Consider the following 20,107-nt stretch of genomic DNA (forward strand, 5'->3'; position numbering starts at 1 on the left):
TATGGGCAGCATCACACTAAAACAAGTCACTAAAAACTTTGATGAAGTTAACGTAATTAAACCGCTCGACTTAGAAATTAAAGACGGTGAGTTCATCGTTTTTGTCGGTCCGTCGGGCTGTGGTAAATCTACATTACTTCGTATGATCGCAGGTCTTGAAGATACCACCAGTGGCAATATAGAAATTGATGGCATTGACGCTACAAAAACACCGCCTGCAAAAAGAGGCTTAGCAATGGTGTTTCAATCCTACGCGTTGTATCCGCATATGACAGTGCGTAACAATATTGCTTTTCCTTTAAAAAGAGCCAAGGTAAGCCCTGCAGAAATCGAAAGTAAAATTGCTAACGCCGCTAAAATTCTTAATTTGACCGATTATTTAGACCGAAAGCCTGGGCAATTGTCGGGCGGTCAGCGCCAGCGTGTAGCGATAGGGCGCGCAATTGTACGCCAACCATCGGCATTTTTATTTGATGAACCACTTTCAAATCTAGATGCGTCACTACGTGTAAATATGCGTTTAGAAATATCTGAATTACATAAAAGTTTATCTACAACAATGGTTTACGTTACACACGATCAGGTTGAAGCCATGACAATGGCAGATAGAATCGCGGTATTCAATGCCGGTATTATTGAACAAGTAGGCACACCTTTAGAGCTTTATAAAAACCCTGTAAACAAATTTGTAGCTGGTTTTATTGGTTCGCCAAAAATGAATTTTATAGGTGCTCCAAAAAATGAAGATGCGAATGTTAGTTGTATTGGTATACGACCAGAGCATATAACACTCTCTACTGAGCAAGGTACTTGGGCTGGAACTGTAGGTGTAATTGAGCATTTAGGATCGGAGAGCTTTTTACATATAAATATTGAAGGCAAAGGTACCGTAACAGTAAAAGCAGATGGTGATTGCCCATTAAAATATGGCGACAGTATTTACCTAAGCGCACCGGCAGATAAAGTATTAAAGTTTGATAATACCGGTTTAACTATTCGCTAAAGCCAATTTTTAATTACCTTAAATAGCACCTTTATAAAGGTGCTATTAACTAAATTCTAATTACATAATCCTATGAAACCTAGGTATTTTTTATTAAGGAATGGTATATTTACAATTATAAATAACAAAAACGTTATTGATAAATAGATATTCCAAAATTAATAAAATAATTTATATAGCAGCACATATAATTAAAATTATGTAATGAAAATAAGGATTTAGTTTTCCTTATATTTTAAGAGGTTTACGTGGTAAAGCTATCAAATACAGAAATTAGAAAGCTAGATGATGCAGCTAGAGCAGGGTGGTTATATTATGTTGGCGGTAACACACAAGATGAAATTGCTAAAAAGCTAAATATATCTCGTCAATCTGCACAAAGAATGGTCGCATTATCTGTGAGCCAAGGATTAATTAAAGTTAGACTTGACCACCCGATTGCCAAATGTATGGATTTGGCCGAAAAATTAAAAAGCCGTTTTGGGTTAGATTCGTGTGAAGTTGTACCGAGCGATCCCTCAGAACCATCGTCTACATTAGGTTTAGCTCAAGCTGGCGCGGCTGAAATAGAACGTCATTTAAAATCAGAACAACCCAAAGTACTTGCTATGGGAACCGGTCGAGTTTTACGTTCATGTGTGGATGAGCTAAGAACCGTTGATTGTCCGCAACATAAAATTGTAGCAATGCTAGGTAATATGGCTTTGGATGGATCGGCTTCACCTTATGATGTTGTAGTAAGAATGGCCGAACACACCAATGCAAAACATTACCCAATGCCATTGCCAGTTTTACCAAGAAGTATTGAAGAAAAAGAACAGTTACATGCACAACAAAATATTACCGGTAATTTAAAACTCGCTAAAGATGCCGATGTAACATTTGTGGGTATTGGTAGCTTAGGTGAAAAGTCGCCATTACATATAGATGGTTTTATTGATGCGCAAGAACTTAAAGAGTTACAAGATCTTGGTGCTGTTGGTGAAATGATTAGTTGGGTGTTTGATAAAAACGGTAAGCTTTTAGATTGCACAGTTAATCAGCGTGTAGCAAGTACGCCATTAAAAACAAATGCTAACAAACAGATTTATGCGATAGCTGCTGGCGAAGAAAAAGTGTTAGCCATTTTGGGCGCAGTAAGGTCAAACATGATCAGTGGATTAATTACTAACGAATATACAGCTGAGCGTTTATTAAGTATTGATTAAACAAATTGATAAATAAAGTATCTGTATTAGTAATATCTGTTATTGTAATAAAATCACTTAATGTCCGATACCGTCTAGTATTGGACATAGTAAGGGCGCACTTAAGCGCTCTTTCTATATACACATTAACTACCTATAATTTATATTATGTTAAATACAGTCGAACCCGCCATTATGACGCTATAACCCTTTAGAGTGATAAAGTTGGCCTTACGTGTTGTTTTTACACGTTTTCCCCTACAACCGCTCAATCAATAAAATTAATTGAAGTCGGTTTATCAATCTAAAAAAATCATAGTTAATAATGGAATTATTATGACAAATTTTAAAAACATGCTTTTTCGCGCTGGCTTTATGAACTTCGGCAAACTAGACCGCCGCGCCACTATGGATTTTTTATACATCAAATCTGAACGCACTTTAGAGCGCTGGATAAAAGACAATAACCCATGCCCGCGCGCTGTGGTCATGCTTGAGCAACGCATTAATGGCGGTATGTCACTGCATAAAGATTGGGATGGTTATTATATTTGCCGTGAAGGTTATTTGTGGACACCGCGCGGCCATCGTTATGACGCGGCGTATCTAAACAAGATAGACTTTCTGCAGAAATCTGTACGTTACAATGAAAGCCACGTTCAAGCCTTGCAAAACAAAATTGATTACTTACATGAATTAGTTGAAGCCAGCGCCACCCTAAAAACTATCGGTAATGATTTAATCAAACTTTCGGACCAACTAACTATCAAAGACATTGTTTTGAAATATGGTGATAAAAAAAGCGCGTAACGAATTTTTGATTTAACCAGGAGCAATGCTATATAAAAAAAAAGGCTCCTGCAGGAGCCTTTTTTAATTACTTATATTCAGCATATTTAGTTTTATTACTTCGTTTTCTATTACACCCACTTTTGCTACTAGCTCGTTATGGCTTTTAACTTGCATTTCTAGCCCGTACTTTAAATACGTTATATGAACCTTTAGCGCAGCAACTACAGCAACGGCACTTGTTGCGCCTGTTAGTATGGCGGTTAGTGCAATTTTTATTATTACATCATCCATTTTTTACCCGCCTAAATTGCCCGATAAACTGAGGGACAATGTTTTTTAAACTCGCAATGCCCCATACACCGCCGTTAATTGCTATCCATGTTTGAACCAACCACGGCGGCACACCTTCAAGATTTTTAAATATTTGCGCGCCATGTTCAGGAGACACGACAGTAATTAAAATCGGTGCGGTAAACATGCAATAACTAAAAAACCGAAGTCCTTTATCTTTATCTTGAAGTGATGCCATTTCCCAATTGTGGTTATAGTCTTTTTCTGACTGCGCCAACCTCGCTTGGTTATTTATTACGGCCATATCTCGGTTATGCTCCGCGCTTGCTTTTGCAGCGCGGTTTTTTAGCCATGTATCAACGGGTTTAAATAACAAGGATAACCATTGCATAGCATTACCCCTTTTTAACAGTCTGTATTGAATCAGCATCAACAAGGCCATTCAATAAAGGTCGGTACTGGTTTTTTAATCGCTTATCAGAATCAAAGATTTCATCTAAAAAAACCTTATGCGCTGGGTGCAATTTTTCTATTGCATCAAACCAAACCAAGTTATTCACCTTTAGTGTGTAATCCAGCTTTTCAGAGTTGAGAAAAAACCCCGCGTTTGGATATTTAATATCACCACTGTTATTTATGGCAAATTGGACTTGTGCTAAAAAGTTACCGATTGGCTTAGTGATTGCCTTTGATTTCTCATCAACCTGTTTATAAAAATAAACACCAACACCCGCAGCCAGTAACCACACAAAGTTTTTAGTTAAAAAATTACCCATAGTAACCCCACTCGAACCCCGATTTAATTTCATCAAATGTATACGGGTTTTGCCCATTTTCCATTTGCACCATTGCAGAAATTACCGCAGGGTATTCTAAATCTGACAGTGTTTTATCTGCTGCAATATTTGTTTTATCACTGACAAAGTTAATGTAATTTGTGGTGTGGTTTTCATATTCACCATCGTCATTTTTTGGCGGTGCCCATTCGTTAATGATACTTTCAATAGTGCGAACTCCCCGACTCGCTTTAGTTCGCATTATGCGCCCCGCCGCTCTAAAGCCATGCTTTGCAGTTTCAAAAATAATAAAGCGCCCGTCATCACCAATTTGACCAACCCAACTTTCACGCGCTTCAATATTCAGCGGGTTATTATTGCGAATGCCTTTAGGCTTTAGCGGCGCGCTTGAAGGTAATGCGAACATTGCCCCAAGCGCGCCAATAACTAACATAGAAATTGTTGAGGTTTTCATTAGAACGACTCCTTAAATACACGAAACGTCGCTTTTGCTTCGCTTTTATCAACATCAGCTTCAAAGCTATAAACTTTTGTATGGCTATGGAAATAAAATAACCCACCTATTTGAGCAAACTGGCTTATGTGCGCCGTTGGTGAATTAAAGCTCGTATCTTCATTAGCATAAACAACACCATTGTCCTCGCTTTGAAATAAACCTGTATCACCTAAAACAGTAATCACTTTGCCGCTTGCGTGTATACCGTGCGCCGTATCTGGTAGTGGTATTTTTTCAAACGTATTTCGATTAAATAATTTCCACCCGCCTTTCTCATTGATTGCTATGTGATTTTCAAAAAGCTGTATTCTCTTTGTCACACCAAGCCCAGTAACAACAATATCTACCTGCGTTAAATCTTTTGATAACTTTACTAAGTCATCTTTACCCAAAACATAAAAAGAACTTTCACTTTCATCATAAACAACATGTGACCAATAAACACCGTTCAAATCTGGCATTTCTACCTTTGCGATGTCACCGCTTTTATTTATTTTGTATATTTTTGCATCATTATTTGTCTGACCAAAAAGATAAAAAACACCATCTACATAGGCCAATTGGTCAGCCCTAAAGCTGGCTTCAAGTGTATATGTTACGTCATAACCCCCATATCTAAGCGTTTGCGGGTCAAAGCTTCTTATTCTTGCTTTAGATGTTCCCACGGCAACCAACCCGCAATAAACCCCATCACAATCAATCGGTGCTGTTATAAACTCGCCTTGTGAATCATCTATTAATTCGCTCTGCCCCGTTACCATGTTTATAAAATAACACCCGCGCGGGTTCGCTACATAAGTCGAATCGCCAATAACCCCCCATTCACCAGCCTCCCAATAAGGCCTATCGCCTGAACTTGTACCCACGGGCAATTCATGGCGCGTTTGTGCTTGTATTTTATAGGTTGGCTCAGCATCAATATAAACATGAAGCGGCGCGGCGCTTTTGTGCTCGTATCTATCGCCCGCTTTTACGGGTATACCATTTTGCTTTGTTACACCTTCGCCACCTACAAAGTAATCGCTGTCATTACCAACAATTAACAACCCTGATTGTGATGGGTCATAAGGCATTAGTATTTGACTTGAACCAAAGTGCTCAACCAAATATGAATTTGAGCTATTAGGCTTTGTACTTAATGCGTCATAGCTTAATTTATGTTTTGACACCCACAATTCTAACTTTTGTGATGCTTTTGATGTAATTTCAATATAATCAAATGGTGTTTTTGTCTCTATATCAAAACCCGCTTTAGCATCTGACTCAAAAACAAAAACCCCGTTATATGTAGCCCTAATTCTTACAACGCTCTCACAATTCATTACTTTTATAAATTTGCCTTCTGAATCAACAGAATCCACTTTACTAGGCTCTAAAAACTTTCTAATAAACATTATTTACGCCCCATAAACATTGCTAAAATTGCGATACCGCCTAGACCAATAACGATATATGTCATCGATTTATTTGTACTTATTGCCAACTGCTGACCATCTGAACGACTGGCATTTTCTGCAAATTGCATTGCCTGTTTATGCGCTAATATCGTTTGGTCGCCTGCATCGTTAAACGCTTGACTTACTTTATCAACAGCACCCGCAGCCAAATCAGCCGCCAAATTACTATTATTTTCAATAGAGTAATACGCTAAATCAGTCATACCTTTGTTAGCATCACCAACCGCATCAACAACCGTCATCATTGAGTTATTAGCAAACGCAGTATTGTTGCCGTGCATATCTGCGGCCATTTCGCCAATACTTCTTGCTAGGTCGCTGTTTTCCTTTATTGAGGTTTCAGCAAGGTAATTTTGCGCCTTAATACTATCTGCTGATAACGCGCTGTTTGCGTCTATAGCATTTCGACCAAAGTTAAATGCGTCCGCTGTCGTATCACCAACTAGTTTAAACGCGTTATCTTGTGCATCACTTGCAAACGCTAGCGAGTCAGAGCCAAAGCCTAACGAATCTCTAACCGTATCACCTGCGAAATTCAACGAGTCACTGTTTACATCACGACCATAATCAAATGCGCTGCGTGTAATGCTTTCTGTCATATCGGCGTTATCTTTTGACATATTACTAACTGCATCAATCATATCTGTTTGATTGCCAGCCATATCACCCCAAACAGCACCAAGCGCATCAACTAAGCCGCCGTCAGTTTGTGTAATATTGTAATTATTGCCATTGCCAACAGTCATAAAACCAGTATTGTCACCCTGAACACCAAGGCTTGTACTGGTATTACTTGTTGCTTGTGAACTTCTTGATTTTGAACTTGTACTCATGTACCACCATCCCAAAAACCGAAAGCCCGTTAGGGTCGGTTTCTATAAATTTAAAATTACAGTGTTTTAAAAGCCTTGCTAAAGCTGGGCGGCGGGTATGAAAAAAGATGTGTTTTATATTTAATTTTTTTGCTAGTTCGATAATTACAAGGCTAGATTTTTTAATATTCTTACCCTGAGCACAAACAACAACTAAGCCATCACTATCAACACGTAAAACGTAGTAAGTACCATAAATACAAACAAACCTCGCTCTACCCGCTTTTATTTGTGACTGAATTAAACAAAAATCAGCGGGTGAACCTGTCACCTCGCTGATTATTTTAAGCTCGCTTGATTCTAAGAATTGCATTATTTTTTAAGTAAAAATAAGGCAATTAGAGCAATACCGCCGATGATTAATATTTGGTTGTTATTACTAGAACCAAAATTAATACCACCACCAGTAAAGCCAACGTTCGCGGCTTGGTCACCAGTTCCCGAACTAGCGGACTGCTGATTACTCATCCCGCCGCCACCCGCAAGCCCACCCATTACTTAGCGGCCTTTTTTGACTTGATAAAGTCTCGGATATATTCAGCCGCAACCGCTGCAATAATTGCAACGCCTACGCCTTTAGCGAATGCCTTTAAGCCTTTGCTACTCATGATTTAGCCACCTTTAAAAGTATGCCAACAGCAAGCAAACCACCAAAGGCCATTAATACTTGCTTTTGCGGGAACCCAAAAACCATGGCCACTGCTTCATTCGCGTTTGTAGCCTGTGTTTTTGGTACGTTAACGACAACAGCCGCGCCGTTTTCTAATTCGTTTACTTTGCTTTGCTCTTCACGAGCAACGCCCGCGCTGTTTTTCATAGCCTGTATTTGTTCAAACTGACCATAAAGATTTAGCGCACCACCTAAAGCAGAGTTAACGCCCTGACCCCAACCGCCCCAAATTGTTTGGGTTGGCTGGCCTTCTGGTCTAGCTTGTTGTGGCAAAACAGCGGCATTAACAGCGCCGCTAGCTGTACTTGGTAAACCAAACATACAACCCCCTTAAAACGTGCTTTTTGCGTAATCATCAAAGTAGTAAACAACAATTTCGGCTTGGCCTTCTACTTCACAATCAACACGAATACGCATATCAGTAATAGCAGGGTCAAGCATTAGCGCACCAAACACATCATTATCAAGCATCAAATCAATTGAATGAACATCAGCAATCGGGGTGCGGTCGGCTTGTGTCAAAATCACATCATGTAAAGACTTTGGAATGTGCTCACGCCATTTTTCATTGTTAACTAAAAATTCAGCCGATTTAACACCCGCTTTACGAATTTCAATTAGGCCAATGTAAGAGTTAGGCGGCTTGTTGATGTTATCAATTTCATTAATACCAACAGCAAAATTTAAACGCATTGAACGGCGCTTGAATAACCAGCCCGGTAACTTAGCCGCTGATTTTTCGGCGTATGCTTTAATAACTGGCGCTGCTGCATCTTCTGAAATATCAAACTTGATTTGTGCCTGAGTTAAACCCGCAGTACCCAAACCAAAAAAGCGTTGTACCGCTAAATCTGGGTTAATAGGGCTTTTAACTTCTTCGCGTGCAAAATGCATTGTGGCAATACCTGCAACATTTACACGATTGAAATAGCGGTTTTCATCAAGCAAATCTTGAAGTGATGTGTACTCGGTAAGCATTCGGCCATTAAGCTCAACACGAATGTTTTTTATCTGGTTAGCGGTAACACCTGAATATTCAAAGTGTATTTTGTCATACGTCAAATTTACTGGTAAAGATAGCGAAACAGTGCCGCCCGCTTGAACGCCAGTAATTTTATTTAGAGGTGCGATATTTTTCATTATTCGCCCCTTAACCTAAAATAATGCGTTGAAGAGGACGCGCAGCACGTACATTACTAAGTACGGCTAATACTGCTAGCGTTGCGCCAACAGTAAATAAAGTATTCTTGTTAAACATGGTAAAACCTCGGTTTATTAAAAGATTTGTTAAAATTCGATTGCTAATAAACCAAGTGTTTCGCTCTTTCGCCTAGCGGGTTTCGCTCCCCACATAGCGAAAAAGAGCGAAATTCGCTCTTTTTTTAATTAAATACCTCTCAATTTCTCAAGTGTTAGCTTTTCGCAATTACCGAATTGTACGCATGACTTATCAATATTAATTTTGTACGGGTCGATATTACCAATGCCGCCCGCTGACTTTACAAGGTAGTGCAAACGCTTTTTAGAGTGCTGTCCGTTCATCTTGCTTAGCTGAATTACATCGTTTAAATCTGCATCTAATTCGACCGCAATTAATTTTGCATCGTGCCGTGATTCCTGAGCACCTAACACTTTTCGCGGTGAGTTATTCCAAATCGTTTTTGGCACTTCTTGCGAACGCTGAAAAACAGTGTGAAGCACTAAGCCAAATTTACGACCACCTGTTGCCATTTCACCAACAATAGAATCATCTTTACCCGCAGTGCTTGTAAGCTTTGCTAGCTCTTCAATAATCACATCAAGTCGGCGTTTACCGTCTGCGGCTGTCCACATTAAGCGACCGAACCAATGTAACTCTTTTTTCTTCGCCTCTTTTAGCTGCGATTGGCTTAATGATTCGCTAAACAAAGGCGAATATGCCACCACGAATTTTTGCCCACTTCGCCATGCATCAGCGAACGCCGCCGCGAATTTTTGACGCGTATCAAAATGATAAACAACGCGACCGCCCAAACCGTTAAACGGTGTGTTTTTTCGCGCGTCATATTTGTAATCGCCGTACAAATCAAAAATAGCAACCTGCGAACCCATCAAGCCCTTTAGCAGTTTTACAGCTGCTGTTTTGCCGCCGCCAGTACCCGCCAAATAACAAACATGCAAAGCATCTAGTTCATTGTTTGGATTAATTGCCACTCGCTATCACCTCGCCCGTTTCGTTAAATTTATATTCGCTTTTTTTCGCGGCCTTTTCCGCTTTTAAATCTTCGGCTTTCGCTAATTTAATTTGCTTATATATCGAAAAACCCGCCATAGAAATAACAGCTAAAAGCTCCAATTCTTCACGGTATGCAATTAACCAAGGCGGTAACTTCAACCCGCTTGCGTTTTTAATTACAACTGGCACGGCTTTTTGTGCAATAGCTTGCTTGGTGTCGTTGTCGATTGTTACGGGGTAATCAAAAAGAGATTCAACAAAGCCCGCGCCCGTATCAACAAAAAAGGCTGCTGCATCTGCTGCATCTTCGGGGCTTAATTCTTCGCTTTCAACTTCGCCTGTTTCGCTGTCATTTTCGCTATTCGTTTGCTTTGTGAATGCGTCCAACTCTGAATATTCATCAATTAGATTTTGCTCAAATGCAAGTTTATTACCTTCTGATTCCTGCAATTGCTGCGAGTCCTGCAAATGCTCCAAAGATGAAGAACCCGAACCCATTTGAAGATTTGCCAGCGCATCCGCTAGTACGGTCGGTTTCGTTTTCAATTCGCTGTGTTGATTCGCTTGCTCTTGCATTTTCGTTTGCTCCACTGGTTTTAGTTTCATTTTTAATTCGCTCAATTTCGTTTCTTACTTCCTGCGGCATCCACTCGTTACCGCTGGCCATGTCTTGCTTAACTGGTTCGCTATTTAAAGCGGGAATTTCTTCTAATGATCCGCCTAATGATCCGTTTATTGCTTTTTCCCATTTCGATTGCAGTTTCTCGCCACTCATTTGATTCATACCGCAATTTACGCAATGTGTATAAAGCAGTCGCCGCCCGTTACTTCTGCGGCGAACCGTTGCAAAGCCATCACACCCATCACACTCAACATTGCCTAGTGGTGGATTATTAGATTTACCTTTAGTCGACATCTGCCACCCCGTTAATTAGTCCGTCTAAGTTGCACAATTTTAAAATCTTATTTAATTTATCAACCTCACCCGTTAACCACTTCACTTGGTCTTGCATTCCGTGCAAATCTAAAAAATCATTTGTTCTTTCAATTTTCGAAACTCTTTCATCAAGTTCATCAATAAACTCAACAGCATCATCAAGTATGCTTTCAGCGGCCTGTATTTTTTTACCCGCCTGTATTGCACTCAGTTTTTTTGCTGCGACTATTTTTACTTTTATATCTATTAATTTATTATTCAAAATCTAAAACCCCGTAGTTATTGACAGGCTCGAAACGACTGTAAAAGTCACATAGGGCCGTCATTGAATCATCGTAAAATTTACGCGTTTGTTTAAGCAGTTTATTAACCGCTGTTTCTTCTGCTTTTTCGTTTTCAACGTCTGCGCTAGTTGAATTTAAAAAAGACGTTTTTAACTGCCAGCCACGAACACCAACAGCCCAATCAATAAAACCAACAAAAGCCGTTTCACTGGCAAACTTGGCAACGCCACCAAGCGCGAAATTGCCGTTTAATTCGCTGGCTAATTCGCTCACCTTTTCGCTAACTTGCTCTAATTTATTTTCAAGGTTTTCAATAAATTGCTGGCGCTTTTCGCTAAATGTTTTTTTATTTACGTTGGTTAGCTTTTCAATTGTTCCAAGTGTTTTTTTAAGCTCTGATTGTTTAATTATTTTTCGCTGTTTTTTCGCTTCAATCCCTTGTGCATATTCTTGTATTAATCCGTACATGTGTTGCGCTTCATGGGTCGCGCAATTTTCCCACCCTTCGGCGCGCGCATACTTTGAAATATTGTAACGATTACCGCGTATTTCACCCTGTGAACCTTCGCCACCTTTCACCATATAACCAAGTGCCTTCAACAAATAAGCCGCCGCCGCTTTAGCGTTTTTAATTCGCTCGATTGTTACAAAGCCTTGACTCCAAAGCTTTTCAATACGTGCCGCCCATTCATGGAAAAATACAGGGTCAACATTCCAACGCATCAAAACATGCGCGTGATAATTTTGCTCACCTACGCATTCTATTTCGTGGTTTTCACCCGCCCATTCATACACTTTTGAGCCGTGTTTTTTGCTTGGCGCTTCAGCACACCACAAATAATCAAATACAGGTTTTGACTCAACACCAACACATTCAACAACACCCCAAGAATAAACGCGCTCATTACTGTTTAGTAAATCCGATTCAACGCGGCCACTTGCGCCAATGCTTGACACTTTGCCCCACGGACAAAGCCTATCGGCACGGCCTATACACTCCACTTTGCCCCATTTGTATTTTTTAGCGCTTGGTGTATCTGATATTTTCCCAGTAGCAACAAATCCGCGCTTGTGCATTTTTCCAAGCGAATCAAAAAAGCGGCTTAGCTCTTGCCCAACTGTGGCGCGCTCAAACTTAACAGCGGTAAAGTCACCCGCCGCAATTTCTTCACAATGAATTAATTCACCGTTTGCGCTGTACACTGCATCAATAACAGAACCCGCCGCGCGCTTTGCTACTTTTTGATAATGATTGTTATCAATTCGCCATCTAGCCGCCGCGTTTAGTGTCACTGTTGTAAATGAATTAAAACCGCCTTTAACCGCTTGCATGTACAAACCACTGTCAACAATTTTCCCTCTTGCACGACTAGTAACCGTTTGCGTTACCCTGTCACCGGTGTTTGCATCTGGCGCATCACTGGCGCGGGTGTTTTGAGTGCACACAATTCGGTAATCGCTTGACCAATTGCGGTTTTGAAAATGAACTTTTGCTGTTTTATCTGCCTCAAGCGGTTTGCTTGCAAAGTGTCCGCGTTCAACTTCCTGAACTCTTTTTCCGCGAACTTCGCCTGTTTGAATATCTAGTGTTTCGTCTGCGTTTATGCATAAGTGCTGAGCGCGCTCCTGCGGTGTAAACTTATCTAAAGCCGCTGACATCAATTTATTAAAACTAAAAGCCTGAGCGTCCAACAGCGAACGTTTAGAACGTGGATTATCATCACTTTTTAATCGTGTCGGACTTTTGCGCCTTTTGACAAGCCTATCTTTTTCCGCTTTCGCGGTCGCTTCGCGATAACCTTTTGAGTGTGACTCGATATAATCCAACCAAGTCAAAGACTCTTCGATTTCTTTTTCTGTTGCTGGCTGAACTGCAAATGCAGAAAAAGCGCCACTTTGGGCGCTTTGTATTGCATCATCAATAATGCGTTCGGGAATCAATATGCTCATAACCACCCCATATTTGAAAAGTGCGCGGCTGCTTCAAGTGCTTCATAACGCACCAACTGATCCGAACTTTGGTAATTGCGTTCGCGTTCTTCCTGTATTTGAATTTGCTTTTCGCGTTCTAACTCTGCTTTTTTATTTTTAAATGCGAGCTTTAACTGTGCCGCTTTTCCTCGCGCATAACACCAGTGAGATTCATTGGTTTTTAATTCTGTGATTTCTTGCGTGTATTGGCTCATAATTAAAGCCCCGCCTTGTCTGCTCGCTTGCAAATCAACTTAATAGATGCACTATCACCTAGAGCTATCAGTCTACAAAACTCCATACCAATTAAGACTCGAACAGGCGACAACATACTGGCTTTTATACTTTCTGATGTTTTTGAAAATCGACTGATAACGTCTAGCACTGGTTTTAATTCTTTTGCTTTTTTGCGCTTAAGCTTAAACAACTCACCGCTTTTGAATTGACACATGATAATTATTCCTCTTGGCGAAGGCCTTACAATTTCTTACGTTTTGTTCATGCTTGGTTTTGTGTGCGGCGGTTACATTGCAACACAAGTAACCGCCACCCGCCGCCAAGCGAATAAAACGGTCGGGCGACCGCTTCGAAATAGATAATAGACACAAGTTGTGTACTAGTCCACACCTCGTGGCCTAGTGCACAAACCGTGAACTACGACTATAATCAAATTACCGACACGCCAAGACGGATAGAAAACATATGAAAATAAGCAACTCAAAAGAACTATTAGATTGGTTTAAAAGCACCGCCGATATTGACTCCGACTACATGGTTAGCAAACTAACTGGCATATCAAAACAAACACTTAGCAGCATTAGAACTGGTGAGCGTGAATTTTCAGAACATTTATCTTTACAGTTACTTTTAGTGGGAGAACACCCTGAACCCTTGAAAACACTGGCTTTAATTGAAGCTGGGAAGGCTGAAAAGAAGGGTAAACCCGAAATAGCTAAATTATGGCGAAAGAGCGCAGCATAGTAATTTTTACCCCCGTCATTTTGTCGTTTCTATTTCGGGTATTTTCTTTATTTACGGGGCTTTCAGGCGTTCGGTAGGCTTACGATTTATATTATGTTAAATAGCATAAATAAATACATAACCAAGTTACTCACCTTCATTAATTAACGTATAAACGCGATATTTTGACTATTTAATAAGCATTAACCTACTTATCTTAATAGTTAGTGCCTTACCCATTTACGGTATTAGCTTCTTGAACATATAAAAATACCGCTTGGTTATTAATATAATCAAGCGGTATTACAATGATTGCCTATTCGCTACTTTACCCAATCAAACTTAACGTATTGAAACAAATAGCTTTTTAATAAACCTAGTAATTCACTAGAATGTTTTATCATTCATAAATTCACTAATAAGCTCAGACACTTTATCTGGATGTTCATCAATAACCCAATGAGCGGCTTTATCTATCCAAATCAATGATGAATTTGGAATTGCTTCTTCTAACATTGGCGCATACTTTGGCTTTTGAAATTTGTCTTCTTTACCCCATATTATGAGTGTTTCATGAGGTAAGCTTTTAAGATCGCCTGTAATAGCTTCGGTATATTCTTTATTAAGCCTGCGCATGTTACTAAATAAAGCGGCTTTTCCTTTTTCATTACTCCATGGTGCTAAGTATATTTTCATCAACTCTTCAGTCATTACGCTCGAGTCGTAAACGCCTTTGGGCATGAAATCTCTTAATGTATCAGCAAATTCGGCTACAGTTGTTTTTTCTTCTACACCTGGTTCTAGCAAAGGTTCAAATTCTGGTATTGGCCAAGAATCAAAACATACACTATCAATTAAAACCAACCCGTTTACTTTATCCGGATGATTTACAGCCATTAATTGAGCAACACCACCACCAATATCATGTGCAGCAATATTAACTTTAGAAATACCGAGTTCTTCCATAAACTTACACATTATTCTACATTGCGCATTTATAGATACATCGGTGTTAATTGGCATATCAGATTCACCAAAGTTTAGTAAATCAGGCGCTATTACTCGATATTTTGATGCAAGTTTTGGCATCACATTTCGCCATAAAAATTTATTGGTTGGTATTCCGTGTATCAATAATAAAGGTGTTCCTTGTCCCATTTCTTGATAAGCAATTTGATGACCTTCTACTGTAACGTACTGTGTCTTGTTCATAATTTTGCCTCTTTAACTTTAAAAATTATAATATTTCGTGAACTATAAAATTGGAATATAACCTTATAAAGCAAATTCCGTCCCAAGATGAGTATTTATTAGTTATTAAAAAATCTTAATGTTTTAAAAGTTAAACCCTTGCGATACGTGGGCTCTAGGCTAAATAAATTTACTGACTTTATAATATTACAGCGTTTAACAATTGTGTTTATCAAACCGCTTTAAGAAGTGTGAAACGATGACTCGTATACATGCAACAATTACAAAAGCGAAGTTTGTAATACTTTGAAGGAATAATTTGAAGTAATTATTCTTATTAAAGGACTTTTACAAATTTAAATAAATTAAAGGTTCATATACACAAAAGCACTAATAAATATTAGTGCTTTCAAAAGTTATAATTTAATTTTTTAGTAAGCTATAAATAAAAAATAGTTAACCGCCCTACTGTTTCTATTTATCATTCCAAGAAAGATCTAATATTTTCTATTAATACACTTTGCTTAACTGGCTTCAATAACAGACCGTTAAACCCAAGCTTCACATACTTGTTATCACTATTTTCGTTTTCACTAAATGTATGAGCGATAATTTTTGTTGCTGATGCGTCAGCATGCTTTCTTATTTTTAGCATTGCGTCGGTACCTGTAAATTGCGGCATTACTATATCCATTAAAATAATATCGTAAATATTTTGAGAAACCATAAGTAGTGCCTCTATAGCACTTGATGCAAAATCTATTAAAATATTTTCTTCGTTAAGCATTTTCCTAATTACTATTTCTATTAGCAAGTCATCATCTACTAAAAGCAGTCGTTTAGTTTTATTTATTGGCGTTACTTTAAACTCGATAACTTCAGTCATATTTTCAATAGTGTTTTTCATTTTTTACCTCATTACTGTTCCAGTAATATACGCTAACTTATAACGACTTATCTTTTAAAATGCGTGTTATTTGGTTTATTAATACACCTTGTTTTACTGGTTTTAATAGCATGTCATCAAAGCCCTGGTTAACGTATTTTGAATCTGTATCGGGTGTCGATGTATGCGCAATTATTTTAGTTTTCAAATTGTCACTGTGTTTTTTAATTTTTAACATAGCGTCAGTTCCCGACAATTCTGGCATTACTATGTCCATTAAAATAATGTCGTAACTGTTTTGCGATACCATCAACATTGCTTCTATTGCACTGCGCGCGTAATCTATTTTAATATTCTCATTTTTTAGCATTGCTCTAATTACAATCTCAACAAGAGGATCGTCATCAACCAGTAATAGCGTGTTTTGGTGTTTGTTAGTTACTAAATCAGTATTTGTTAACGAGCTACTTGGTGCTTCTTGCTCGTTGTCTTTACCCTTACCTTGTTTGGTTGCTATGTTTACCAACATAGAAAGTGATATCGTTGATTTATTCGCGTTACTACTTACAGTTATCGCTTTACCACCTAACATTTTAAATATTGAAATAAAAAACTTTAACTCTAATGACACGTCTTTATCATCTATAAAGCGCGTTATATCATCACCCGATATACTTTTAAGCTCAGTTATAAAGTTACTACTGTCGATCAAATTACTTAATGAAAAATCGAGGTGTAAGTAATTACGTTTACTTTCATTTTTAATCTGAGCGTTAATTGAAAGCGTTGTATTATTTGATGAATCCAAAACCTCAGTCACTAACTGAATAACCAATTGAGAAATTAACTTTTCATCGCTTGCGACCGTTAATTCAGGCGTAATATTATTTTTAAGAACGATTCTTTTATTTTCAGCCTCTTTAGCTAAAATCGATATATTATTATTGATCATTTGATTTAGGTTTACGTTTTTGGCCTGAAGCTTTAACTTACCTATCTCTGATTTATTTATATTTACGAGCTGTTGAATCACACTTTCAAGCTGGTCGCACACATCAGAAATATTCCCCACATTGTTTTTAAATTCGTTAAAGCTTATTGGATCTTTAGATATTTCAATTAATGACTTTAAAGATGATAAAGGCGTTTTCAACTGACGGCTAAGCCTTGTAACAAATTTTTCTTTTAATTGATTTGTCTGTTTTGATTTTTCGAGAACATCAGCGAGTAAACATTCTTTTTGATGTGCCTCTGTATCATCTCTAAAGTAGCAAACGAAACCATTAAAATCTGTATGTCTTTGTAATACAGTTATCCACTTCCCGTCTGTAAAACCTATATCTATTAATTGGTTACGATCATCATCAAGCTTATGATGTTCATGGTAATGATTTATAATATTATGCTGCTGCGCAATACTTATCAGCTGGCTATACGATAGCTGACTGTTTTGTTTATTCACCTGTGCAAATAAAAGATTAAAAGCATTGTTGGTAATCACAGGAAATTCGTGGCTATTAAAAATAGCAAACCCATGCGGCAGTGCATCCAGAGAACTTGAAAAAAGCTCCTCTCTATTGAGTATTAACTGATTTTTTTGTTTTATTTCACTGTGTAAACGCCTTGGCAAACGTAAAAAATAATACACAAACGCGAATACACAAAAAGAGATTAACCCTAATCTGATTAAACTGTATTTAGTTATTTGTGGTCGTACTATTTTATTCATTGGTTGCACATGCAAGCGCCAAGTAGGTGGAAAACGACTGCTTAAAGCGCTAATACTATTTTTAATTATACTCGGGTTTACTTCTCCTTGTTTTCCTAAAGTAAACTGTGGTGTTGCTATAAAAACGTTATAATTTTCAGTGTTTAATTTGCCAATAACGGCTTTTAAAAACTTACTTAAATCAAATGCTGTAAGTGTATAAATAGAGCCTTGTTTTATTTTTATTTCAGAAATTAAGAAAGCCGTATCAGCAACCGTAAATACTTCTACTGCTTGTTTGTTCGCTCTTTTATTGAATTTTTTTAACCAGTTTGTAAACCCATACGCGGCTAAATCAAAATTATTTTTTGACCAAAGTGCAAGCTGGTTATACTCAGAATCAAACACAACATACCCTTTATAAGTTAAGCTTTGTGAAACCTGACTCTGCACTAAATTATTAAGTTGTTCTTTTGTATAGCTATTTTGGCTTTGTAAAAAACCTGCGATAACTAAATCTTTTTGCGATATATATAATCCTTGATTATCAAATCGCTCTAAAGCATTAAATAACGTTTTACGTAATTGCTGAGTTTGTTCATTGTAATTACTTTGCAGCTCCTTTTTTTCTATAGTATAAAGAAGTAATGCAGTGAATGAGCATAATACTAATGCAATTAAGAATGCGACGGGTGCTAAACTAAATACATGAATATACTTTTCCCCATAATTCTTTTTCTCAGGATTAGTACTTTGATTACTTACTGAATCTGAATTTTTATTTAACTGTGTCTGCAATAATTGAGCAAATGAAATAAACTGATCTTTTTGTGAACCTATTAATGTTTTAGGTGCTAAATCGGCCATCAGCACTACGCCTATCAATTTATTAGTGACACTATAAATTGGATATTGTGCATAAAAACGAATTAATTTGTGAGTGTTGTTTGATACATCATCAAAAAAAGTATCTTCAAATAAATATAGTTTTTCTTGTGTGCAGCGTTTTTGATAGCTTAATAACTCATTTTCGACGCTTTCTTTATCGCTGCAGGTTATTAACTGCTCTGAATAAACTTCTCTAAAATCGATAAATTTAACAATTGCAACGTCATAAAACTGTTTTAGTAGCGTTAGCGTTTCTTTAATTTCTGTTGATATTTCATCAGTTGGTGTATCTGCTAAATTAGAATGTGAGGTAAATATATTTGAGGCGTTCATTGACGTTCTCCTTCCCCTTTTGGGGGAGTATGTATCCACGTTGTACTGTTTTGGCCGCTATGTACGGGCAGTAAAACTTTAAATGGTGGTGTTAAGCTACTAAGTGCAGGTTCGCCTGTGGTGATATTAATTACTTGTTCTGCATTAACTAAATTAAGTGATGTTTTGCAATATGTAATGCCTGGCTCAATTCCTATTAAGCTCAGTGTTTCACTAATGATAAGGTTATTTACTAAATCGATCCCGACCAGCTCAAATGTAGTTTGTAAAATAGTGAAGACGAGTGTCTCTACAATGTTTTCATCTTCTTCTAAGCGTGTACCTTCTGGGCAGCATATTGTACCAAGCTCTATATCAACGTTTGTGCCTATTCCTACTAATGAAAGTGCATTAAGGGCTGTATTTAAAAGCGGTTCTACCTGAGGTAAATATAAATCAAGTATGTCACCTTGCGATTCGTACCCTGTTTGGCATGTATCACACGATTGCGATAAACCTTGATCGCTTGTACCTAAAAGTGGATTTCCTAAAGCTGTTACTCCAACTAAACAACTGCTGTCGGCCGGTTGTTTATCTATTTCAAAGCTTTCACAAGGTGAGCCTGTTACTACTTTTTGCGATACATAACGAGATAGAATTTGTTCACTATTAGCAGGGCATTGTTGTGGCGTACTTTTTAATAACTGACCAATAACGGTGTTACCTAACTGCCCTATTGCATAATTTGGACCTTGCTGCAGCGCATTTATATAACTTACATTACCGGTATTATTTAACTTGCTGACACCTTGGCTGTCGGTTGCTTCATCGCTTAAGCCCTTTAAACACGGGTTACCTTGGCAATTTGGAGCATCGTAATAAACAGCTTCTCGCGAGGTAAACCTATCATCTCTTATGCCTATTAATGCCCTGTACGTGTTGTTTGCTCCACGGTCTGTATAAAAAATGAGTGGTGCTTGATGCTCATCAAAACTTACTGCAATACCGAGTGGTCTATTATTAGCATCAACTACAGTAATTTGATTATCTACCTTAGTTTGGTGGCGCTTAATAAGGGCATCCCTTACTAAAATCACCCCACCAATTGAGCCAATAATTAAAATAGTTATAATTAATATAAGCTCAATAGTAAGTATGTACCCTTGTTGATAATGCTTTTTCATATCAGG

Annotated in this window: 25 protein-coding genes; 5 read left to right on the plus strand and 20 right to left on the minus strand. The window is 38.0% G+C overall.

All coding sequences use genetic code 11. The annotated features are described in order from the left end of the window. Position 1: 1 nt before the first annotated feature. The 3 genes from AAEY62_RS01350 (at position 2) to AAEY62_RS01360 (ending at position 3,000) form a co-directional block, all read left to right on the plus strand. The gene (locus tag AAEY62_RS01350) at positions 2-1,003 is read left to right on the plus strand and encodes an ABC transporter ATP-binding protein (RefSeq protein ID WP_350634461.1); all 1,002 of its coding nucleotides are present in this window, start codon (positions 2-4) and stop codon (positions 1,001-1,003) included. 248 nt (positions 1,004-1,251) lie between these two features. Further along, complete coding sequence (locus AAEY62_RS01355) at positions 1,252-2,211, plus strand: sugar-binding transcriptional regulator (protein ID WP_002960874.1); 960 nt, start codon at positions 1,252-1,254, stop codon at positions 2,209-2,211. 315 nt (positions 2,212-2,526) lie between these two features. Then, positions 2,527-3,000 (plus strand): DUF3653 domain-containing protein, encoded by a 474-nt coding sequence (locus tag AAEY62_RS01360; protein WP_350634462.1) that lies wholly within the window; start codon positions 2,527-2,529, stop codon positions 2,998-3,000. Between the two features lie 63 nt (positions 3,001-3,063). Here the strand turns inward: AAEY62_RS01360 and AAEY62_RS01365 are convergent, their stop codons facing one another. The 16 genes from AAEY62_RS01365 to AAEY62_RS01440 all read right to left on the minus strand — a co-directional run bounded on the left by AAEY62_RS01365 (position 3,064) and on the right by AAEY62_RS01440 (position 13,423). Then, positions 3,064-3,273 (minus strand): hypothetical protein, encoded by a 210-nt coding sequence (locus tag AAEY62_RS01365; protein ID WP_197184419.1) that lies wholly within the window; start codon positions 3,271-3,273, stop codon positions 3,064-3,066. Then, positions 3,266-3,664, minus strand: a complete 399-nt coding sequence (locus AAEY62_RS01370; RefSeq protein ID WP_197184420.1) for a hypothetical protein — start codon at positions 3,662-3,664, stop codon at positions 3,266-3,268. Before AAEY62_RS01370 ends, AAEY62_RS01365 begins: the two co-directional genes overlap by 8 nt. A gap of 4 nt (positions 3,665-3,668) precedes the next feature. Next, a complete protein-coding gene (locus AAEY62_RS01375) occupies positions 3,669-4,049 on the minus strand; it encodes a hypothetical protein (protein WP_350634463.1) in 381 nt (126 codons plus the stop codon). Further along, the gene (locus tag AAEY62_RS01380) at positions 4,042-4,524 is read right to left on the minus strand and encodes a virion protein (protein WP_350634464.1); all 483 of its coding nucleotides are present in this window, start codon (positions 4,522-4,524) and stop codon (positions 4,042-4,044) included. The genes AAEY62_RS01375 and AAEY62_RS01380 overlap by 8 nt, the downstream gene beginning before the upstream one ends. Then, positions 4,524-5,960: a hypothetical protein gene (locus tag AAEY62_RS01385; protein WP_350634465.1), complete on the minus strand. Its 1,437-nt coding sequence runs from the start codon at positions 5,958-5,960 to the stop codon at positions 4,524-4,526. The genes AAEY62_RS01380 and AAEY62_RS01385 overlap by 1 nt, the downstream gene beginning before the upstream one ends. Beyond that, positions 5,960-6,856 carry a hypothetical protein gene (locus AAEY62_RS01390; protein WP_350634466.1) on the minus strand — a complete coding sequence of 299 codons (897 nt, stop codon included), beginning with the start codon at positions 6,854-6,856 and terminating at the stop codon, positions 5,960-5,962. Before AAEY62_RS01390 ends, AAEY62_RS01385 begins: the two co-directional genes overlap by 1 nt. 351 nt (positions 6,857-7,207) lie before the next feature. After that, entirely contained in the window at positions 7,208-7,390 is a 183-nt protein-coding gene (locus AAEY62_RS01395; protein WP_350634467.1) for a hypothetical protein, read from the minus strand. A 109-nt stretch (positions 7,391-7,499) separates the two neighbouring features. Continuing rightward, positions 7,500-7,886, minus strand: a complete 387-nt coding sequence (locus AAEY62_RS01400) for a hypothetical protein (RefSeq protein WP_197184430.1) — start codon at positions 7,884-7,886, stop codon at positions 7,500-7,502. A 9-nt stretch (positions 7,887-7,895) separates the two neighbouring features. Beyond that, positions 7,896-8,705 carry a major capsid protein P2 gene (locus AAEY62_RS01405; RefSeq protein WP_350634468.1) on the minus strand — a complete coding sequence of 270 codons (810 nt, stop codon included), beginning with the start codon at positions 8,703-8,705 and terminating at the stop codon, positions 7,896-7,898. Between the two features lie 246 nt (positions 8,706-8,951). Then, positions 8,952-9,758, minus strand: coding sequence for a P-loop NTPase family protein (locus tag AAEY62_RS01410; protein ID WP_350634469.1), 807 nt, complete (start codon positions 9,756-9,758; stop codon positions 8,952-8,954). Next, positions 9,748-10,230: a hypothetical protein gene (locus AAEY62_RS01415; RefSeq protein ID WP_350634470.1), complete on the minus strand. Its 483-nt coding sequence runs from the start codon at positions 10,228-10,230 to the stop codon at positions 9,748-9,750. The genes AAEY62_RS01410 and AAEY62_RS01415 overlap by 11 nt, the downstream gene beginning before the upstream one ends. Beyond that, positions 10,211-10,696 carry a hypothetical protein gene (locus AAEY62_RS01420; protein WP_350634471.1) on the minus strand — a complete coding sequence of 162 codons (486 nt, stop codon included), beginning with the start codon at positions 10,694-10,696 and terminating at the stop codon, positions 10,211-10,213. The genes AAEY62_RS01415 and AAEY62_RS01420 overlap by 20 nt, the downstream gene beginning before the upstream one ends. Beyond that, positions 10,686-10,979 (minus strand): hypothetical protein, encoded by a 294-nt coding sequence (locus AAEY62_RS01425; RefSeq protein ID WP_350634472.1) that lies wholly within the window; start codon positions 10,977-10,979, stop codon positions 10,686-10,688. The genes AAEY62_RS01420 and AAEY62_RS01425 overlap by 11 nt, the downstream gene beginning before the upstream one ends. Continuing rightward, a complete protein-coding gene (locus AAEY62_RS01430; protein WP_350634473.1) occupies positions 10,972-12,951 on the minus strand; it encodes a hypothetical protein in 1,980 nt (659 codons plus the stop codon). Before AAEY62_RS01430 ends, AAEY62_RS01425 begins: the two co-directional genes overlap by 8 nt. After that, positions 12,948-13,187 (minus strand): hypothetical protein, encoded by a 240-nt coding sequence (locus AAEY62_RS01435; protein WP_350634474.1) that lies wholly within the window; start codon positions 13,185-13,187, stop codon positions 12,948-12,950. Before AAEY62_RS01435 ends, AAEY62_RS01430 begins: the two co-directional genes overlap by 4 nt. Before the next feature lie 2 nt (positions 13,188-13,189). Then, positions 13,190-13,423, minus strand: a complete 234-nt coding sequence (locus AAEY62_RS01440; RefSeq protein WP_350634475.1) for a hypothetical protein — start codon at positions 13,421-13,423, stop codon at positions 13,190-13,192. Between AAEY62_RS01440 and AAEY62_RS01445 the strand changes: the two genes are divergently transcribed. Further along, on the plus strand, positions 13,422-13,571 hold the full coding sequence (locus tag AAEY62_RS01445; protein WP_350634476.1) for a hypothetical protein: 150 nt from the start codon (positions 13,422-13,424) through the stop codon (positions 13,569-13,571). The two genes, AAEY62_RS01440 and AAEY62_RS01445, sit on opposite strands and share 2 nt — an antisense overlap. A 103-nt stretch (positions 13,572-13,674) precedes the next feature. After that, a complete protein-coding gene (locus AAEY62_RS01450) occupies positions 13,675-13,953 on the plus strand; it encodes a hypothetical protein (protein ID WP_197184418.1) in 279 nt (92 codons plus the stop codon). A 366-nt stretch (positions 13,954-14,319) separates the two neighbouring features. Here the strand turns inward: AAEY62_RS01450 and AAEY62_RS01455 are convergent, their stop codons facing one another. The 4 genes from AAEY62_RS01455 to AAEY62_RS01470 form a co-directional block, all read right to left on the minus strand. Continuing rightward, complete coding sequence (locus AAEY62_RS01455) at positions 14,320-15,144, minus strand: alpha/beta fold hydrolase (RefSeq protein ID WP_101217364.1); 825 nt, start codon at positions 15,142-15,144, stop codon at positions 14,320-14,322. 460 nt (positions 15,145-15,604) lie between these two features. Continuing rightward, entirely contained in the window at positions 15,605-16,030 is a 426-nt protein-coding gene (locus AAEY62_RS01460) for a response regulator (RefSeq protein ID WP_024589369.1), read from the minus strand. 37 nt (positions 16,031-16,067) lie between these two features. Continuing rightward, a complete protein-coding gene (locus AAEY62_RS01465) occupies positions 16,068-18,938 on the minus strand; it encodes an ATP-binding response regulator (protein ID WP_350634477.1) in 2,871 nt (956 codons plus the stop codon). Then, a complete protein-coding gene (locus AAEY62_RS01470) occupies positions 18,935-20,101 on the minus strand; it encodes a hypothetical protein (protein ID WP_024589371.1) in 1,167 nt (388 codons plus the stop codon). The genes AAEY62_RS01465 and AAEY62_RS01470 overlap by 4 nt, the downstream gene beginning before the upstream one ends. Between the last annotated feature and the right edge of the window lie 6 nt (positions 20,102-20,107).

The organism is Pseudoalteromonas sp. GW168-MNA-CIBAN-0100, from assembly GCF_040309225.1.
GTDB classification, from domain to species: domain Bacteria; phylum Pseudomonadota; class Gammaproteobacteria; order Enterobacterales; family Alteromonadaceae; genus Pseudoalteromonas; species Pseudoalteromonas arctica.

Excerpts from the sequence above, each read along its gene's own strand:
- AAEY62_RS01430 (WP_350634473.1), bottom strand. The coding sequence starts at position 12,951 with ATGAGCATATTGATTCCCGAACGCATTATTGATGATGCAATACAAAGC.
- AAEY62_RS01445 (WP_350634476.1), top strand. The coding sequence starts at position 13,422 with ATGATAATTATTCCTCTTGGCGAAGGCCTTACAATTTCTTACGTTTTG.
- AAEY62_RS01365 (WP_197184419.1), bottom strand. The coding sequence starts at position 3,273 with ATGGATGATGTAATAATAAAAATTGCACTAACCGCCATACTAACAGGC.
- AAEY62_RS01390 (WP_350634466.1), bottom strand. The coding sequence starts at position 6,856 with ATGAGTACAAGTTCAAAATCAAGAAGTTCACAAGCAACAAGTAATACC.
- AAEY62_RS01375 (WP_350634463.1), bottom strand. The coding sequence starts at position 4,049 with ATGGGTAATTTTTTAACTAAAAACTTTGTGTGGTTACTGGCTGCGGGT.
- AAEY62_RS01380 (WP_350634464.1), bottom strand. The coding sequence starts at position 4,524 with ATGAAAACCTCAACAATTTCTATGTTAGTTATTGGCGCGCTTGGGGCA.
- AAEY62_RS01435 (WP_350634474.1), bottom strand. The coding sequence starts at position 13,187 with ATGAGCCAATACACGCAAGAAATCACAGAATTAAAAACCAATGAATCT.
- AAEY62_RS01360 (WP_350634462.1), top strand. The coding sequence starts at position 2,527 with ATGACAAATTTTAAAAACATGCTTTTTCGCGCTGGCTTTATGAACTTC.
- AAEY62_RS01395 (WP_350634467.1), bottom strand. The coding sequence starts at position 7,390 with ATGGGTGGGCTTGCGGGTGGCGGCGGGATGAGTAATCAGCAGTCCGCT.
- AAEY62_RS01420 (WP_350634471.1), bottom strand. The coding sequence starts at position 10,696 with ATGTCGACTAAAGGTAAATCTAATAATCCACCACTAGGCAATGTTGAG.
- AAEY62_RS01350 (WP_350634461.1), top strand. The coding sequence starts at position 2 with ATGGGCAGCATCACACTAAAACAAGTCACTAAAAACTTTGATGAAGTT.
- AAEY62_RS01370 (WP_197184420.1), bottom strand. The coding sequence starts at position 3,664 with ATGCAATGGTTATCCTTGTTATTTAAACCCGTTGATACATGGCTAAAA.
- AAEY62_RS01405 (WP_350634468.1), bottom strand. The coding sequence starts at position 8,705 with ATGAAAAATATCGCACCTCTAAATAAAATTACTGGCGTTCAAGCGGGC.
- AAEY62_RS01450 (WP_197184418.1), top strand. The coding sequence starts at position 13,675 with ATGAAAATAAGCAACTCAAAAGAACTATTAGATTGGTTTAAAAGCACC.
- AAEY62_RS01470 (WP_024589371.1), bottom strand. The coding sequence starts at position 20,101 with ATGAAAAAGCATTATCAACAAGGGTACATACTTACTATTGAGCTTATA.
- AAEY62_RS01460 (WP_024589369.1), bottom strand. The coding sequence starts at position 16,030 with ATGAAAAACACTATTGAAAATATGACTGAAGTTATCGAGTTTAAAGTA.
- AAEY62_RS01385 (WP_350634465.1), bottom strand. The coding sequence starts at position 5,960 with ATGTTTATTAGAAAGTTTTTAGAGCCTAGTAAAGTGGATTCTGTTGAT.
- AAEY62_RS01440 (WP_350634475.1), bottom strand. The coding sequence starts at position 13,423 with ATGTGTCAATTCAAAAGCGGTGAGTTGTTTAAGCTTAAGCGCAAAAAA.
- AAEY62_RS01455 (WP_101217364.1), bottom strand. The coding sequence starts at position 15,144 with ATGAACAAGACACAGTACGTTACAGTAGAAGGTCATCAAATTGCTTAT.
- AAEY62_RS01400 (WP_197184430.1), bottom strand. The coding sequence starts at position 7,886 with ATGTTTGGTTTACCAAGTACAGCTAGCGGCGCTGTTAATGCCGCTGTT.
- AAEY62_RS01465 (WP_350634477.1), bottom strand. The coding sequence starts at position 18,938 with ATGAACGCCTCAAATATATTTACCTCACATTCTAATTTAGCAGATACA.